Raw genomic sequence first — 15,523 nt, forward strand, 5'->3', positions numbered from 1 at the left:
GAATTAACCACGTGGCCTTGCAAAAGTGACGCAAATCCGGGGTTTTTAGACCGTATCGGACTTAACGCCCGAGCCGGTTCAGCGGACCCGGGGCCCGCCGAAAGGCATCGGCGGCGGCGGCCGACGATGGCCGCGCGGCAGCTGCGCCTGATAGGCGCGGCCGCAATGCTCGACGCAATACGGGAAGCCGGGGTTCACCTTGTCACCGCAGAAATGGAAATCGGGCTCGCCGGGGTGGCCCATCGGCCAGCGGCAGATGCGGTCGTTGAGATCGAGCAGCCCGGTCTTGTCGGCCACTTCCTGGCTTGGCCGGGCGGGCACGAGGCGGCGGGGCGGGGCAGGGGGGATCGGTGCCTGCTGATCGCCGGGGCCCTGACGCAGGAACCCGCCGGGGCCGACTGAGACGATGCGCGGCTGGGGCGGCGGGGCGGGCGTGTCGCTCGCCGGGCCGGCCGCTGCTGTGCCGTCCTGGGCCGCAACCTGCGGGGCGGTATCGGTGGACGGTTCGGACTTGACCGCCGGCTTGCGCGCGGGGGGCGGTGTAGGGGTGTTTTCAGGCGCGGGGGGCACCGGGTCGAGCGGGTGCAGTTCGCGGCGCACAAGCCTGGCAAGATCGGCTGGCGATCGCGGCGTTTCCGTCTCGCTGCGCGCAGGTTTCGCCGGAGTGGCCTCGCTCTTTTCGTTCGGCTTGACGGGGGAGGGGCGCGCCTTCAGGCCGAGGCGGTGGGCCTTGCCGATCACGGCATTGCGACTGACCCCGCCCAGTTCTTCGGCGATCTGACTGGCGGTTGCCCCGCCTTCCCACATCTTGGTCAGCTTCTCGATCCGCTCGTCCGTCCAGCTCATGTGCGTTTCATATCCTTCAAATCCTGCCGCCCCGCGCGAACCGTTCGCCCGTGGAAACTGCCGGCTGCGGCGCAGGTCCGGTGCAATGCCTTGCCTTGATCCGGCATGCGCGATACCGCACCGTCCATGGCCGATCAACAGATGCCCCAAGGCGGGGCCGCTTCCCTATCCGAGCAACGCAGCGGTGCGGGCGATTTTCCGCCGCCCGGGCAGCTGCGCTTCCGCAGCATCAATCGCTTGGGGCTGTGGACCCTCTATATGAAGGAGGTGCGTCGCTTCTTCAAGGTGCAGACCCAGACGATCTGGGCCCCGGCGGTGACAACACTGCTCTATCTGATGATTTTCACACTGGCGCTGGGCGGCGGCGGGCGCATCGTGCTGGGCGTGCCCTTCGCCACGTTTGTCGCGCCGGGCCTGATCGCGATGGGGATGATCAACAATTCCTTCGCCAATTCGAGCTTCGGGCTCCTCGTCGGCAAGATTCAGGGTACGATCATCGATTACCTGATGCCGCCGATCTCGAATGCGGAGCTGATCCTGGCGCTGGTGGCGGCGGCCGTCACCCGCGCGATCCTGGTCGGACTGGCGGTGGCCGGCGCGATGCTGTTCTGGCCGGGCGTGGACCTGACCGTGCATCACCCCTGGGCGGTGATCTGGTTCGGCCTGATGGGCGCGATCCTGCTTGCGCTGATCGGCGTGCTGACCTCGCTCTGGGCGGAGAAGTTTGATCACAATGCGGCGATCACCAACTTCGTGATCACCCCGATGTCGATGCTTTCGGGCACGTTCTACGTGATCAGCAATCTTTCGCCGACGTTCCAGACGATCAGCCGCTTCAACCCGATCTTCTACGTGATCTCGGGCTTCCGCTTCGGTTTCCTGGGCCAGAGCGATATCGGCACAACCAACGAGGCGGTGCTGCACGGCGCGATCGGGCTCGGCGTGCTCAATCTCGTGCTGTGGGTGGCGATCTACTATATCTTCCAGTCGGGCTGGAAGCTGAAGGCCTAGTTCTGGATGCTCCTCGCCTCTGCGAAGGCGTTGCGGCACCTACCCGGTGCCGCAACGCCGCGTCAACGCAACAACATCAGTGCGAGAGGCCGCGGCGCAGGCGGTAGCGTCCGTCGCGGAAAGCCTCGAACATCTCGTGTACCGAAGGGTGGTCCACCGGGCCGCCGTCCGCATCGGACATCAGGTTCTGCTGGCTGACATAGGCGACGTAGCTGTTCTCGTCGTTCTCGGCGAGGAGGTGGTAGAACGGCTGTTCGCGCGGTGGGCGGATTTCGGCAGGGATCGATTCGTACCATTCCTCGCTGTTGGCGAAGACCGGGTCGATATCGAAGATGACCCCGCGGAAGTCGAACAGCTTGTGCCGGACGACATCGCCAATGGCGAACCGCGCTCTGGAGACGTGGGGAGCCGTGATCTCGCGACCGGCCTGGGGCGAAAAGAAACTCGCTCGATCCATGACCGGGAATATAGGGCTTCGCGGCTGCGAAACAAGCGAGCCTTGGTGCAAGACCCGTGGATTGTAGGAGAGGTGTCACATGTTTCCCCTTGGCAAGCGCGGGGCCATGCGCTAACGGCGCGCTTCCTCGACCGGGACGGCTACGGCCGGCTCAACGACACTTCGCGGAGAGGTGGCAGAGTGGTCGAATGCACCGCACTCGAAATGCGGCATACGGGTGACCGTATCCAGGGTTCGAATCCCTGCCTCTCCGCCAAGTGCCTTCAAGTTCCGGCCGGAGGAGACGATGGCCGTTCCGCCGTGAGGTCTGGCACAGCCCGCAGCGCCTCGCGTGCGCAGGCCTCGTCAGCCGCGCCGATCACTGGACCTGCGGCCCCGCTGACGGCGACTGCGCCCATGAGCTCGCCCATCATGTAGAGCGGCACCGCGCCGCCTTCGACGAACATCGTCGGAGTCACTTTGGTCAGCTGTGCCGGATCGCGCGCGACAAGGTCCCGCGCCGCGCTGCTCGGCATGCCAAAGGCGATGGCAACCTGCGCCTTGCGCATTGCGACGAAGACATGGCTGCCATCGGCGCGTTCGCCCGATAGCATGGCGCGCGCCTCGCCCTTGCTGTCGACCACCGCCGCGCCGACAGCGTAGCCTTTGGCAGCGCAGGCGACCACGGCGGCGCGTGCCAGCGCTTCCGCCTTCGCATATGCGGCCCCCGCGCCGTGCGCTCGGGCGGCGCGGAGGGATCGTGGAGGACCGTGCCCGGCGGCAGCGGCGGGGGAGGGGGCAGCTTGCCATGCGCGTCGAGCATGCCGAAGGGCGGGAGGTTATCGCCGGGCAGCGATTGCGGGCCGGCCGGCAGATCCTGCCACGGGCGGCCGCCCGAGGGCCCGGCCAGCGCGGAAGTCGCCAGAGCAGCAACCGCAGCCAGCAGGATCACGCGATATTTCATCGGCATCTTCTCCCGTCGGCGGCCCTCAGGCTGTCGAGCCTGGACCCGCAACGCGGCGCTGGCCAGCAGCTGTGCATGCTGCCGCTCAGGGTTCCCCGCATCCTTCAATGTAGCGCCGGATATCGAGGCTGAGGTCTTCGATCGGGGCGTAGTAACCGTGGGTGTGGACGCGCGCGGCGATGCCGGACTGGACGCGTTCGCAAACGGCCCAGTCCTGCCGGTTGACGAGATCCCAGAAGTCCACCGCGTCCGACGGGTCGAAATCGGCCTTGGCCACCTCGTCGGGGTGGAACAGGAAGCGGCATTCGATCAGCGTGCGGTCAGCAGCGAGGGGCCAGAGCAGGAAGGCGGCGGCATGGTCGCAGCTCACGCTCAGCATGAGGTTGGGATAGATCAGCTCGCCCTTGTGGCGCACCTTTTCCTCTTCGGAGAGGCCGGGGAAGGGCGCGCGGCGGGTGGTGCCGTCCCAGGTATAGGTCACCGCACCCTCGCGGTGGGGGATGCCGGCTTCCCAGTCGAGGTCGATGCCGCCGCGTGTGCGGAAAGCTGGGACGATTGCCGTCAGTTCCGGATGGACGCCCGGGCAATGGTAGCACTCGTTGTAATTCTCGAGGATCAGCTTCCAGTTGGCGTTCAGCTCGTAGCGGATGGTCCGCGCGGTTACGAGATCGGCGAGCGGATAGTTGCCGAGGCGCCGCGCGGGATCGGCGAGGCCTGCAGCGAAATCGGGCGCTGTATCGGGTGACAGGTTGAGGAAGATGAAGCCGCCCCAGCTCTGCACGCCGACGGGGTGCAGCGGGAACTGGCTCTTGTCGAAGCCGGGGGTATCCTGCAGCTGCGGGGCGGCCAGCAGGCGGCCATCGAGCGCGTAGGACCAGCCGTGGTAGGGGCAGCGGATCATCGTACGGCCCACCACGCCGGCATCAAGCGTGACGCCCCAGCGCGCGTCGCTGGTCGCATCGCACATCCGCGCGCCGCGGTGGCGGCAGACGTTGTAGTGCGCATGGAGCGCGCCTTCCTTGCCGCGCACCACGATCACGCTTTCGCCCGCCACATCGAGCACCTTGTGATCGCCGGGGGCAGGCATGTCTTCCTCGCGCCCTGCGCACAGCCATTGGCGGTGGAAAATCGCCGCCCTGTCGCGCACGTGGGCCTCGGCCGTCAGATAGGCGGCGCTTTCAAGCGACTTTTCCATCCCGCCATTGGCCTGCTGAACGTTCATCGCCGCTTGCTCCGCATCGCTTATTAGACGCTTGCCTTATAAGCGGCATTGCGGCAGTCATCCAGCCGGAAAGCGAAAAGGACAGGCAGCGCGGCCATGGATGTGACGAGCAAGGTCTGGGACGCGATTGTCGTGGGGGCGGGGCACAACGGCCTGACCGCGGCGGCCTATCTGGCAAAGGCCGGGCGTTCGGTGCTGGTGCTGGAAGCGCGCCCCATCGTCGGCGGTGCCTGCGTGACCGAGGAGGTCATTCCCGGCCACCGCGTGTCGTTTACGTCCTACATCGCCTCGATGCTGATGCCGACGGTGATCCGGGATCTCGATCTCGGCCGCCACGGGCTGCGCATGGTGGCCTGCGATCCGATCCTGACGGTGCCGCTCGGGCCGAATGACGCAGGCGAGGCCGAGATCATCCGCTGGTGGGCTGACCCTGCGCGCACCGCGCAGGAAATCGCCCGGTTTTCCGCGCGCGACGCCGAGGCCTTTCTCGATGTCGAGCGCAAGCTGAAGGCGCTTGCCGCCTATCTTCAGCCCTTCTTCCTCGAATCCCCGCCAGACCTTGCCGCACGCGGGCTTGACCGGCTGCGCGAGGGATTGCGGATGGTCCGCCGCTTCCGCCGCATCAAGGGCACCGAGATCGGCGAGATGGTGCAGTTCCTCACCGGCAGCCTGGGCGAGTTCCTTGACCGGCACTTCGAATCCGATGCCGCCAAGCGAATGATCCTGGCGAACAACGTCTATGGCAAGCACGGCGGGCCCTATGAGCCGGGCTCGGCGGTCGGGCTGCTGTTCCACCTGCTGGCAGGTGGCGACGATGCGGTGCAGGGCTTCAACGGCCATGTCATGGGCGGCATGGGTTCGGTTTCGGGCGCGATTGCCGCCGCGGCGCGCAGCTTTGGCGCGGTGATCGAGACGAGCGCACCGGTGGGCAGCATCGACGTCTATCAGGGCCGCGCGACGGGGGTCACCCTCATCGACGGGCGGCAGGTGCGCGGGCGTGTCGTGCTGTCCAACGCCGATCCCAAGCGCACGTTCCTGACGCTGCTGGCCAAGGCCGATCTCCCCGATGATTTCCGCCGCGATATCGCCGCGATCAAGATGGGCGGGCCGGCGGCCAAGCTCAACATCGCGCTGTCGGGCGAACCCACTGTCATCGGCCGCGCGAGCGATGCCACGCCGCTCGAACGCGCGCTGCTGACCATCGCGCCCACATTGGAAGGGGCGCAGCGCTGCGCAGATGCGGCGCGTTTCGGCGCCGTGCCGGACGAATTGTGGATCGATTGCGTGATCCCCAGCCTTGTCGACGACAGCCTCTGCCCGCCGGGGCATCACATGCTGACCTGCTTCATCCAGTATCTGCCCTATGAACTGCGCGAGGGCACCTGGGACGAGAAGCGCGAGGCGCTGGCGGACGCGATCATCGACCAGATCAGCCGGCACATGCCGAACCTGCGCGAGCTGATCCTTGGCCGGGTCATGCTGACCCCGCTGGACCTTGAGCGGATCTATGGCCTCACCGAGGGCAATATCTTCCATGGCGATCTGCACCCCGGCGCGCTGTTCTCGATGCGCCCGGTGCCGCGCTGGTCGCAATACCGAACGCCGGTCGAGGGGCTTTACCTGTGCGGCGCAGGCGCGCACCCGGGCGGCGGCGTGACCGGTGCGCCGGGGCATAATGCGGCGAAGCAGGTGCTGCGCGACACCAAACGGCAGGCCAGAACGACGCAGGACCGCCGCTGATGGCCGGCGGCGCCCCCCATCCGCCAAAGGTGATGGGCGTTGCCGATCTTGCGATGTTCTATGTCGTGACCGGCGTGAGCCTGCGCTGGATCGCGACGGCAGCCGCCTTCGGGCCAAGCTCGATCCTCGTCTGGATCGGCGCGATGCTGTGCTTCTACCTGCCGTTCGTGCTCGCCATCGTCGAGCTCTCGTCGCGCTACCCGCAGGAAGGCGGGCTCTATATCTGGACCCGCGAGGCCTTCGGGCCCTACGTGGGCTTCATGGCGGGGTGGAGCTATTTCACCTCGAACCTGCCCTATTTTCCCAGCGTGCTCTATTTCGACGCGGGCAACGCGCTCTATATCGGTGGCGAGAGCCTGCAGTTCCTGCGCGGCAATCCCGTGTTCTTCATGGGCTTTGCGCTCACCGCGCTCGCCTTTATCACCGCGATCAACATCTTCGGCCTGCGCTTCGGGCGCTGGCTGCACAATCTGGGAGCGGTCGGCATGTGGGGGCCGGCCCTCATCGTGATCGTGCTGGGCTTCGCCGCGTGGTGGCAGTTCGGTTCGGCCACACGCTTCACGCCCGCCGCGTTCGTACCGGTGTTCGATATCCAGCACATGATCATGTGGGCGGCGATTGCCTTTGCGCTTTCGGGCGCGGAGACGGCCTCGTTCATGAGCGGCGAGATCCGCGAGCCCCGCCGCACCATTCCGCGCGCCCTGCCGATCGCCGGCGTGGTGATCGTCTCATGCTACATCATCGGCACCTTCGCGGTGCTGCTGGCGATGCCTGCTGGCGAGGTCAACACACTGCAGGGCCTGATCCAGGCGGGCGCGGTGGCGGCACAGAAGGTGGGGGCGGGCTGGATCGTGGTGCCGCTTGCACTGCTCATCACGCTGGGCAATCTCGGCGCGGCGAGCGGGTTCCTGTCCTGCGCCGCGCGGATTCCCTTTGCCGTCGGGATCGACCGGCTGCTCCCGCCGGTCTTTGCCAGGGTCCATCCCAAGTGGGGCACGCCCTACGTCGCGATCCTCGTGCAGGGCGGCCTCGGCGCGGTGCTGTGCATCCTGGGACAGGCTGGCACGGGCGTGAAAGGCGCGTATGACGTGCTGGTGAGCATGGGTATCATCGCCGCCTTCCTGCCGTTCGCGCTTGTCTTTCTGGCGGTGATCCGCCTGCAGGGTCGTCCTGCCGAGCATGGTGTGACCCGGCTGCCCGGCGGGCGCGTGACCTCGATCCTGTTTGCCTGCCTCGGCCTCGCCACGACGCTCGTCGCGCTGGTTCTCGCCGCCTTTCCGGCCCCGGATGAACCGAACAAGCTGCTGGCCGTGATTAAGATTCTCGGGCTCACCGCCGTGCTGCTGGGCAGTGGCAGCGTGGTCTACATCCTCGGCCAGCGCGCGGCGCGGCGGGCAGCCTGATCCTGGCCAACCTTGCCCCCGCAGAGCCGGCCAAGGTGCGCCGCCGCCGCGCGTCGCCGGTCGTGCGGCGGGCGGACCTCGTCGCGGCGACAGTCAGCTGCCTGGCCCGACTGGGAGCCAAGGGCGCGACAGGCCGCGAGATCTGCCGCCAGGCCGGGGTAAGCCACGGGCTGCTGCGCCACTATTTCCGCAATCCGGACAACCTTCTGCTCGAGACCTATGAGCAGCTCTGCGAGGACATGCTCACCCAACTCGAGGCGGCGGCGCTGCCCCATGCGGCAGACCCGCGGCAAGCGCTGCACCGCTATTTCGTCGCGGTGTTTTCGGATGACTGGGCCGGACCCGAGATCATCGGCGCGTGGATGGTGTTCTGGCAGCAGGCGCGCAGCCGGGCCGATTTCGCGGCGGTTTCGGACAGCTTCAATCTGCGCCAGCGGGCGCTGCTGGCACGCCTTGTCGGCCAGTTGCCGACGGCGCCCGGAGCCCTGCCGATGGCCGATGCCATTGCGCTGCTTTCAGCCGTGCTCGATGGCCTCTGGATCGAATACTACCTTTCGGACCAGCGCACCCCGCGTGAGCGCTGCATCGCCTTGTGCGACGCAGCCGCGCGGCGCCTCTTCGCCCTTTGAGCCGCGCACAAAAAACTTTGGAATAAATGCTGGCGGCCGGCGTTGTCGGTTCAGGAAGTCCCGTCAGGCAATTGCCGGGCCGGGCCAGCGCAGAACGAACCGAAAGGCAGATCATGTCAAAGATCACAGGAACCTCTGGCGTCGATACCCTGACCGGCACCGATCTCGCCGACACACTTCTGGGGCTGGGCGGCAATGATACGCTCACCGGGCTCGCCGGAAACGACAAGCTCGATGGTGGCGCGGGTGCTGATACGATGACCGGCGGCCTCGGCAACGACACCTATTTCGTCGACAATGCCGGCGACAAGGTGATCGAGAAAGCCGGCGAGGGCACCGATACGGTCAACGCCCTGATCAGCTATCAGCTGACCGCCAATGTCGAAAACCTGCTGCTCGGCGGCACGTCCGCGATCAACGGTGCCGGCAATGCACTGGACAACACGCTGACGGGCAACGCCGCGGACAACACGCTGTGGGGGCTTGCCGGGAAAGACAAGATCGACGGCGGCGCCGGGAACGACCAGATCGTCGGTGGCTCGGGCATGGACATCGTGACCGGCGGTGCCGGCAAGGACACGTTTTTCTTCCTGTCGACCAGCGATTTTTCCAGCCACACATCGAGCAAGGCGGATACGATCGTCGATTTCACGGCGGGCGATCACATCGATCTCAACCAGATCGACGCGGTGGTTTCTGCGAGCGGGTATGGCGGCGGCGGCAACCAGGCGTTTCATTTCATCGGCACCAACAGCTTCCACAACCACACCGGGGGCGAGCTGCGCTATGTCGTCACGGGGGGCAACACCTATGTCTACGGCAACGTGAACGGCGACACGGTGGCAGATTTCTGTATCAAGCTGGACGGGGTCCATACCCTGTCGGCAAGCGATTTTGTTCTATAGCCTCGATCCCTGACCACGCCGGCACGGGGCAGGCCCCGCGCCGGCCGGAGATATATTGCATGCTCGATCCTCTCTCGCGGCGGTTCGCCCGCCGCTCGCTTCTGGGTGTCTGCGCCGCGCTTGTCGCCGTGGCGCCCTTGGCCGCGCGCGCCGATACGGTCGCGCTCGATCTCGCCAAGTATCGCGGCAAGGTCGTCTACGTCGATTTCTGGGCCTCGTGGTGCGGGCCGTGCAAGCTCTCGTTCCCGTTCATGCAGAGCCTCGCCGCGCGCTATCCGGCGGGCGATGTCGCGGTTGTGACGATCAACCTCGATCGTCAGCGCCCTGCGGCAGAGGCCTTCCTTCGGCAGGTCCATGGGACCCTGCCGGTGGTCTACGATCCCGCCGGCAACCTCGCCAAGACCTGGAAGGTGGCCGACATGCCGACGTCGCTGGTGTTCGACCGCAAGGGCACGATGCGCTTCCGCCATCAGGGATTCTTCCCCGGCAAGGCGGTCGAATACGAGGGGCATGTCGCCCAGTTGGTGCGGGAGAAGTGAGCATGGCCCGCATTCGCGCAGGCGCCGCCCTCTTCGCGCTCGCTGCGCTGTCCGGATGCGCCCACATCGGTGCGCAGCCGTGGCAGCGTGATGTCCTTGCGCGCAAATCGATGCAGCTTGCGCGCGAGCCGGCGATCATGGCCTTCGACGAGCATACCTATTTCAGCAAGGAAGCGGCCTCGGGCGGGCGCAGCTTCGATGGCGGAGGCTGCGGATGCAACTGACCGGCCCCCGCATTGCCGGCACGCTTGGTGCGCTGGCGGGCGCGCTTCTTGGCGCTGCGCCACTCGCTGCGCAGACAGCGCCGGAAGCAGCCCCCCAGGCCGCACCGCAGACGGCTCCCCAGACGGGGGAGGCCGCGCCCAATGCCTATGACGAGACCTCGAGCGAGGCCGGTACGCTCGTCGCCGATACCGCAGTGCTCTATTATCAGGAGGACGAAAGCCGCGTTCGGGTGATCGAATCCGAGACCGGCCTGACCTGGAACCGCGCCAATGGCACGGTCATTTCGGGCAAGTTCGTCTATGATTCGCTGACGGGCGCGACACCAAACGGCGCGGCGCGCAGCCGCAACGTCGTGCAGACCTTCCGCCCGCCGACCCAGCGCGGCGGCCATCTGCCCGCCGCCTCCACCCGCGAGCACGCGGGCGATACCACCACCGGCGCCTCGGGCATCTACGAGATCAAGCGCGGCCGCCTCCCGGTCGATGCGGGCTTCAAGGACAGGCGCAAGGCCGTCGACCTTGGCGTGACCGTACCGGTGGCGAGCGGGCTCAAGCTCAGCATGGGCGGGGCGGGTTCGTGGGAGATGGACTTCACCTCGTATTCGGGCCGCGCCAGCCTCGCCAAGGAGCTGTTCAACAAGAACACCACGCTCTCGCTCGGCTACAACTACGAGCGCGACAGCGTCAAACCCTTCACGGGCATCCCCCGCGCGCTGGCCAGCATGGGCGAAACCGTGGTCGGCACCGGCCGCCACAAGGTCGTCTCCAGCTTCGTTGCGGGGCTGACGCAAGTGCTCACCCCGGGCTGGCTGGCCCAGCTCAACTGGAGCCACGGCGTCTCGACCGGCTATCAGACCGATCCCTACAAGCTGGTCTCGCTGGTCGATAGCGCCAGCGGCGATCCCTTTGCCTATGTCTACGAGAAGCGGCCGGATCGCCGCGTGCGCGATAGCATCTATGCCGGGACCAAGTTCGCGCTGGGCTCTGCGGTGACAGACGCCTCTGTGCGCTGGTACCGGGACAGTTGGGGCATAAAGTCTTGGACCTTCGCGCTGTCCGAGCACGCTCCGCTCGGGCGCAGCGCCTATGTCGAACCCGGCATCCGCTATTATCGACAGACCGGTGCGCGGTTCTTCCGCCACTATCTGCTGATTGATGAGATCACGCCCGATTTCGTCAGCGCCGACAGCCGGCTTGGCGCGTTCCATGCCTGGACTTTCGGGATAAAGGCCGGGGCGAAGATCGCACCCAACCTCGAAATCTATGGCGCGGCGGAGCGCTACATCCAGGAAGGCCAGCGCTTCGATCGCACCGCGCCGGGCACGCTGGCACGGACCGATCTCTTCGCCGGCTCGAAGTCGGTAAGCCTGATCACCGGGCTGCGCGTGACCTTCCGCTGACCGAACATGGGATTGCCGTCATGAAAATCCGGGCCAGAGCACTGCTCGCGCCGATTACCGCACTGCTGCTGGCCGTGCCGGCTGCGGCCGCACCTGCCGAACATGCGCACTACCGGGCGGAACTCGTCGCCGAGAGCCGCGAGCCTGCGGCAGGCGACACGGTGACCGCCGCGTTCCACATCACCCTCAAGGACGGGTGGCATATCTACGGGCCCAATCCCGGCGATACCGGCTATGCGCCTGCCGCTACATGGACGGCCCCAGCGGGGGTGACCGAAGGCGAACTGCGGCATCCGCCGACGAAGCGGCTCGTGCTTTCCGGCCTCGTCAGCAATGTCCACGAAGGCGATGTCGTACTGCTGCAGGACCTGCATCTGCCCAAGGGCCTTGCGGCAGGAACCGCACTGCCGCTGCGCGTCAATCTCGATCTGCTCGTCTGCTCGGAAGGCTCATGCGTCCCCGATCCGGTCGACCTCGAGCTGCCCCTGACCATCGGGACTGGCACGCCCGATCCTGAACAGGCCGCGCTCTTCGCCAAGGCGCGCGCCGCCATCGCACCGCCCGCCGCCACCAAGCTGCCGCCCGCTCCTGCAGCCGCCGCATTCGACCTTGCCACTTACGCGCTCGCCTTCGGTGCGGCGCTGCTGGGCGGCTTGATCCTGAACCTCATGCCCTGCGTGTTCCCGATCCTCAGCCTCAAGGCCATGGCACTGGCCCGCTCCGGCGGCAGCGCGGCCCATGCCCGCAGCGAAGCCCTGGGCTATAGCGCCGGGGTGATCGGCACCGTGCTCGCACTGGGCGGCGCGCTGCTTGTGCTGCGCGGCGCCGGCAGCGCGGCAGGTTGGGCGTTCCAGCTCCAGAACCCCACCGTCGTGGCCGGGCTCCTCCTGCTGGTCAGCGCGATCGCACTCAACATGGCCGGCCTGTTCGAGCTCCCCTCGCTGAGCGTCAGCGGCAAGCCCGGTTCCGGCTTCACCGGCTCGCTGGCGACCGGTGCACTCGCGGCCTTCATCGCGACACCGTGCACCGGCCCGTTCATGGCCGGCGCGCTGGGTGCAGCGCTCGTCATGCCGCCGCTCGCTGCCCTTGGCGTGTTTGCCGGGCTTGGTCTCGGCATGGCGCTGCCATTCCTGCTGCTTGGCTTCTGGGCCCCTGCGCGGCGGCTGATCCCGCGTCCCGGTCAATGGATGGTCGTGCTGCGCCACGTGCTGGCCGTGCCGATGTTCGCAACCGCGCTCGGCCTTGCCTGGCTGGTCGGGCGGCAGGCCGGGATCGGCGCGATGACCACGGCGCTGGGTGCCGTGCTGCTTATGGGCCTAGCGCTGTGGTGGTACGGCGTGCGCCAGCGCGGCGGCAAACATGGGCTGCCCGCGCTGGTCCTGGCCAGCACCGCGCTGCCGGTGATCGCGCTGGGCGTGGTTGCCGCGCCGGCTGCCGCGACCGATGCGGCCGTGGCGGATTCGCTCGGCAGCCAGCCCTTTACCGAGAGCCGGCTCGAGGCCTTGCGCCGCGAAGGGCACCCGGTGTTCGTCTACCTGACCGCCGACTGGTGCCTCACCTGCAAGGTCAACGAGGCCACCGCACTCGATACGCCGACCGTCGCGCGGGCTTTTGCGGCAGGCGGCGTTTCGGTGCTGCGCGGCGATTGGACCCGGCAGGACCCTGCGATCAGCCGCTTCCTCAAGGCGCACGGCCGCGCCGGGGTGCCGCTCTATCTGTGGTATCCGGCACACGGCGATGCGCGCGAACTTCCGCAAGTGCTTTCGACCGATCTGCTGGCCGGGCTGACGCGTAGCTCCTGACCCGCCTTGCCCTTTGGCCGCGTCCGTTGCAGAGACGCGGCCAAAGGCAAAAGGGAAGGGTTGATGGTTCGGGATCGCAAGCAGCGGCATCTGCGCAGGGCAGGGCTCGCCCTTTTCGTATTGGCCGCCCCCGTGGCCGCCTTGGCCCAACCGGGCGGTGAGCCCGGCACGGACAGCGTGCGCGTGAGTGTGGGCACCACCTACGTCGATGGCACATATGGCCAGTCCGCGCGGACCGAGATCGTCACCGCACCTGTTTCCGTCAAATACACCCACGCGCGCTTCAGCGTGAAAGTGACCACGGCCTATGTCCATTTGCGCGGCCCCGGCACACTGCTCGACGGCAGCGGCAGCGGCGCATCGGGTAGCGGCAGCAGCGGAAGCAGCGGCAGCGGCGTGGCCAGCGAGCCGGAAACCGAGAGCGAGGGCGGCAGTAGCGGCAGCGGCTCCGGCTCCGGCTCGGCCAGCGGATCGGGGGAAGGCGAGGGGACCGGCGCCGGGACCGGCACAGATACCGGAACCGGCACTGGCACTGGCACTGGCACTGGCGGTGCCGTCACGCCGGTAGCGCGCCGCAATCGTGGCGGCCTCGGCGATACCACGGTCACCCTGGCCTACAGCCTGCCGCTTGGCGAACATCTGGCGCTCGAACCGCGCAGCCGCGTTAAGCTGCCGACTGCGTCTTCGCGCAAGGGGATCGGCACCGGCAAGGTGGACGTGACGCTGGCGGCGGATCTGGTCGGCACATTTGGCGGCACCACGCTTTATGCCAGCGCGCGGCGGCGCTTCCTCGGGCGCAATGTGCGCTTTCCGGTCCGCGATGGCTGGGGTTTCGGGGCAGGCGTCAGTCAGGCGCTGAGCCCGGTCCTCACGCTCGGCGCGGATTACGACTGGCTCCAATCGGCAACGCGCGGGCACGGACCGATCAGCGAGGGAACGTTGTGGGTCAGCGCGCGGCTCAGCCGCCAACTGCGCCTGCAGGCCTATGGCGGCACCGGCTTTTCGCAGCGCAGCGCCGATACGATAGGCGGGCTGACGCTCGTCTGGCGGCCCTGAGGCTGCCGGCGCAGCCCAAGGCCCCCATACGTCCAGCGCTTTACTGCCAGCCTTTCCCGATCAGCGCTTTCTCGTCTGCCGCGCTGACCGGATCAGACGCCTTGAGCCGCTGGTAGGCCCCTTCCAGCGGTGCCGGATCGGCACCGCCCGCCACCGCTATGGCGCCAGCATCGGGCGCGGCACCGGCATGGGCGCGCGCCTCGATCGTCCAGCGTCCGCTGCCGGTCCGGCAGGCCAGCGCGGTATCCTCATCCTCGCGGTATTCGCGGCACCAGCGTCCGTCGGCGGCGCGCACCGTCAGCAGCGGCGTGATCGTGCGGCCGTTCGCCAGTTTTGCATTGCCGAGCGAGGCGGTCCGTTCGAGCGCACCGGAGAGGTCGTCGACGGGGGCTGCGGGGCGCAGCGTGAAGACCAGTGCCGCCGCAAGGCTCGCCGCTACGGCCGAGCCCGCCGCAAGCCAGCCGAAGCGTCCCCTGCGCGGATTGTCGTTGGCCGCGACGGGGGTTGTCGCCAGCCCCATCCGCGCGATGAGATCGTCATCGATCGGGCGCTCGTTCGCGAACAATGCCCCCGCCAGGGCGCGGTCGTTTGCGGCCCATTCCCCGGCACGTGCGGCCAGCGCAGGATCGCGTTCGAGCGCGGCGGCAAAGGCTTCGGCTTCCTCGGGCGGCAGCGCGCCATCAAGCCAGGCGGCAAGCCGTTCGTCCTCGCTCATCATCGTGCTGCCTCCTGCCGCCGCAGCGGCGCAAGTTCCTCGGCAATGCGCTGCCGCGCGCGGGCGATCCGGCTCATCACCGTGCCGATCTGCACCTCCATCGCCTCCGCCGCCTCGCGGTAGCTCAGCCCCTCGACCACGACGAGCAGGAAGGTCGCACGCTGGTCCTCGGGCAGCGCCTGCAGCACGCGCTGCGCGGCGGCGAGATCGGACCGCGCTTCGGTGATCGCGCGCCCGTCATCTCCGGTCAGTTCCTCGGCATGCTCCAGATCGACGCTGGTGCCGCGCCGCTTGAGGCTGCGCCCCCGGTCGATATGCAGGTTCTGCGCGATGCGATACATCCAGCTGTCGAGCCGGGTGTCCTCATCGAAGAGGTGCGCGCGTCCCAACGCGCGTTCAACCGTGGCCTGCATCAAGTCGTCTCCATCGTGTGGCGATCCTGCGAGACCTTCGCAAAATCGGCGCAAGCGGGGGAGCAGCGCGATAATGCGCGTCTGCAATCCGGTTGCTCCAGATCGGTTTGGTCCCATTGTCCTCCACCACAACGACGGCGCGGGATGCTTATTCCCGTATTAATCTTTAAGCCACACGTTCCCGGCCAGGGAATACAAGCGGCGGCGAGGCGTTGTCG

Annotated in this window: 15 protein-coding genes, 1 tRNA gene and 1 pseudogene; 11 read left to right on the forward strand and 6 right to left on the reverse strand. The window is 67.5% G+C overall.

What is annotated here, in order from left to right; genetic code table 11:
* Positions 1-78: 78 nt before the first annotated feature.
* Complete coding sequence (locus AQZ52_RS11245) at positions 79-846, reverse strand: GcrA family cell cycle regulator (protein ID WP_067910584.1); 768 nt, start codon at positions 844-846, stop codon at positions 79-81.
* Between the two features lie 126 nt (positions 847-972).
* On the opposite strand from AQZ52_RS11245, the gene AQZ52_RS11250 reads away from it, so the two are divergent.
* The gene (locus tag AQZ52_RS11250; protein WP_067912044.1) at positions 973-1,857 is read left to right on the forward strand and encodes an ABC transporter permease; all 885 of its coding nucleotides are present in this window, start codon (positions 973-975) and stop codon (positions 1,855-1,857) included.
* Between the two features lie 76 nt (positions 1,858-1,933).
* Here the strand turns inward: AQZ52_RS11250 and hspQ are convergent, their stop codons facing one another.
* Complete coding sequence (hspQ, locus tag AQZ52_RS11255) at positions 1,934-2,314, reverse strand: heat shock protein HspQ (RefSeq protein ID WP_067910586.1); 381 nt, start codon at positions 2,312-2,314, stop codon at positions 1,934-1,936.
* A gap of 166 nt (positions 2,315-2,480) precedes the next feature.
* Between hspQ and AQZ52_RS11260 the strand changes: the two genes are divergently transcribed.
* A tRNA-Ser gene (locus tag AQZ52_RS11260) sits at positions 2,481-2,570 on the forward strand.
* Between the two features lie 7 nt (positions 2,571-2,577).
* On the opposite strand, the pseudogene AQZ52_RS11265 reads toward AQZ52_RS11260, so the two are convergent.
* Both AQZ52_RS11265 and AQZ52_RS11270 read right to left on the reverse strand, forming a co-directional pair.
* A pseudogene (locus tag AQZ52_RS11265) lies at positions 2,578-2,997 on the reverse strand (heme-binding protein); the annotation flags it as partial.
* 345 nt (positions 2,998-3,342) lie between these two features.
* Positions 3,343-4,479: an aromatic ring-hydroxylating oxygenase subunit alpha gene (locus AQZ52_RS11270; RefSeq protein ID WP_205626471.1), complete on the reverse strand. Its 1,137-nt coding sequence runs from the start codon at positions 4,477-4,479 to the stop codon at positions 3,343-3,345.
* Between the two features lie 96 nt (positions 4,480-4,575).
* Here AQZ52_RS11270 and AQZ52_RS11275 point away from each other — a divergent pair, with 96 nt between their 5' ends.
* The 9 genes from AQZ52_RS11275 to AQZ52_RS11315 all read left to right on the forward strand — a co-directional run bounded on the left by AQZ52_RS11275 (position 4,576) and on the right by AQZ52_RS11315 (position 14,177).
* On the forward strand, positions 4,576-6,219 hold the full coding sequence (locus AQZ52_RS11275) for a phytoene desaturase family protein (protein ID WP_067910591.1): 1,644 nt from the start codon (positions 4,576-4,578) through the stop codon (positions 6,217-6,219).
* Entirely contained in the window at positions 6,219-7,622 is a 1,404-nt protein-coding gene (locus AQZ52_RS11280; protein ID WP_067910594.1) for an APC family permease, read from the forward strand. Before AQZ52_RS11275 ends, AQZ52_RS11280 begins: the two co-directional genes overlap by 1 nt.
* Before the next feature lie 35 nt (positions 7,623-7,657).
* Entirely contained in the window at positions 7,658-8,251 is a 594-nt protein-coding gene (locus tag AQZ52_RS11285) for a TetR/AcrR family transcriptional regulator (RefSeq protein WP_067910597.1), read from the forward strand.
* A 113-nt stretch (positions 8,252-8,364) separates the two neighbouring features.
* Positions 8,365-9,156 (forward strand): calcium-binding protein, encoded by a 792-nt coding sequence (locus AQZ52_RS18555; RefSeq protein ID WP_067910600.1) that lies wholly within the window; start codon positions 8,365-8,367, stop codon positions 9,154-9,156.
* Positions 9,157-9,215: 59 nt separating this feature from the next.
* A complete protein-coding gene (locus AQZ52_RS11295; protein ID WP_067910603.1) occupies positions 9,216-9,695 on the forward strand; it encodes a TlpA disulfide reductase family protein in 480 nt (159 codons plus the stop codon).
* A gap of 2 nt (positions 9,696-9,697) precedes the next feature.
* Positions 9,698-9,919, forward strand: a complete 222-nt coding sequence (locus AQZ52_RS11300; RefSeq protein ID WP_067910605.1) for a DUF4266 domain-containing protein — start codon at positions 9,698-9,700, stop codon at positions 9,917-9,919.
* A complete protein-coding gene (locus AQZ52_RS11305; RefSeq protein ID WP_067910608.1) occupies positions 9,910-11,319 on the forward strand; it encodes a DUF3570 domain-containing protein in 1,410 nt (469 codons plus the stop codon). Before AQZ52_RS11300 ends, AQZ52_RS11305 begins: the two co-directional genes overlap by 10 nt.
* A gap of 20 nt (positions 11,320-11,339) precedes the next feature.
* Entirely contained in the window at positions 11,340-13,121 is a 1,782-nt protein-coding gene (locus AQZ52_RS11310; protein ID WP_067910611.1) for a protein-disulfide reductase DsbD family protein, read from the forward strand.
* Between the two features lie 63 nt (positions 13,122-13,184).
* Complete coding sequence (locus AQZ52_RS11315) at positions 13,185-14,177, forward strand: hypothetical protein (protein ID WP_067910614.1); 993 nt, start codon at positions 13,185-13,187, stop codon at positions 14,175-14,177.
* 40 nt (positions 14,178-14,217) lie between these two features.
* Here the strand turns inward: AQZ52_RS11315 and AQZ52_RS11320 are convergent, their stop codons facing one another.
* Positions 14,218-14,892 (reverse strand): hypothetical protein, encoded by a 675-nt coding sequence (locus AQZ52_RS11320; protein WP_240481601.1) that lies wholly within the window; start codon positions 14,890-14,892, stop codon positions 14,218-14,220.
* Positions 14,892-15,422 (reverse strand): sigma-70 family RNA polymerase sigma factor, encoded by a 531-nt coding sequence (locus tag AQZ52_RS11325; protein ID WP_067910621.1) that lies wholly within the window; start codon positions 15,420-15,422, stop codon positions 14,892-14,894. The genes AQZ52_RS11320 and AQZ52_RS11325 overlap by 1 nt, the downstream gene beginning before the upstream one ends.
* Positions 15,423-15,523: the final 101 nt, after the last annotated feature.

It is taken from the genome of Novosphingobium fuchskuhlense (assembly GCF_001519075.1).
GTDB lineage: Bacteria > Pseudomonadota > Alphaproteobacteria > Sphingomonadales > Sphingomonadaceae > Novosphingobium > Novosphingobium fuchskuhlense.